The organism is Chitinophagales bacterium (assembly GCA_020636535.1).
GTDB lineage: Bacteria > Bacteroidota > Bacteroidia > Chitinophagales > JADIYW01 > JADJSS01.
In genome coordinates this window covers 1-1,219 of the sequence record JACJXT010000015.1, presented here as the reverse complement: position 1 = coordinate 1,219, position 1,219 = coordinate 1, and the positions used below count along the sequence as shown (strand labels likewise).

The following is a 1,219-nucleotide window of genomic DNA, read 5'->3' as shown; positions in this document are numbered from 1 at the left end:
ATAAGTTGCGTAGCATAAAAATCCAAAAAATGCACCATTTAAAAATACTTTTAATACTGATTGATGTGTTATACCTGGAAGAATAACAAAGTGCATTAATCCGACTATGTATACTACATAAAAGAAAATAGCTACATAATAGTTAAAATAATTATTAAGTATAAAATATAATTTTATTTTATAGAAGTTTTTCGCAATCACTCCTAGCCAAATTCCATCAAGTAATAAATAAATTACTAAAGTTGAGATAAACAATAACAAGTATTTCATAGTATAAATATACACCTAAAAATAGAATTGTTATTGGTAATTACCACGCTACGCAGAGTCCTGCTATACTTTTTACCTACGCTTAGAGACTCTCGAGGAAAAAATTTCAGAAGGAAACTTCTGACACCACAGCATATCACTACAATCAGCTTTTTTCGTGGCTTGCATTCTATTTTAGTTTTTCTTTTTAATGCCTCGGCTTAAATCAAAGGATAATGCTCCATATACTTGTGCTCCAATTTCTGGTGAACCATAAGCCGTTTTATATTTATTGTTGTAAATATTGCTTCCTCCAACTTGTAGTGTTATAAACTTCTTAAACTCATAATTGACTTGCATATCTAGTGTATGATAGCTTGGTACTTCGCCATCGCCAAAAGTACTTTCCCAATAATACGATTGCACCCATTTAAAGTTTACTGCAAAACCAAGTCCTTTCCAAATTTTACTAGCACTCAATCCAATATTAAATTTATTATTTGGCGTGTTGAATCCAGGAATAATTGGATCTACTAAATTTTTAGTGTTTAAATCGGCATAGGTATAATTGGCAGATGCTACTAACGACTTGTAGAGATAATAATTAATGCCTACTGAAAATCCCCAAGCATCTACTTTTTGTTGTGCGTTTACTGGTATTTGATATAAGCGTCTGTAGCTTGGTATTAGCATGGCATCATTACCTTGCTCTGAACCAATAACAATATCATCATTTGTAGATCTATAAAATCTTATATCGCCTATAAAATTAAAATAACGATTAAAATAGGCATTCATATCAATATAAAAATTCTTAAACCAACTGCCTCTATAACCAACTTCTACAGAATTTACTTGCTCTGGTTTTAGTGGTTTCATGTGTATGGTTTTTAATCTGCTTGGATCTATCTCTAGCGTATTTTGGTAATAATCGTAATAGTCGTTCACTGATTCAATAGTATAACCATCG

2 protein-coding genes are annotated in these 1,219 nt (G+C 31.1%); both read right to left on the bottom strand.

What is annotated here, in order from left to right:
* Window positions 1-270: DUF2177 family protein (locus H6553_14180; GenBank protein MCB9034981.1), on the bottom strand; the 270-nt coding region annotated here is incomplete at its 3' end.
* Between the two features lie 174 nt (window positions 271-444).
* A partial coding sequence (locus tag H6553_14175) for a TonB-dependent receptor (GenBank protein MCB9034980.1) occupies window positions 445-1,219 on the bottom strand: 775 nt, incomplete at its 5' end.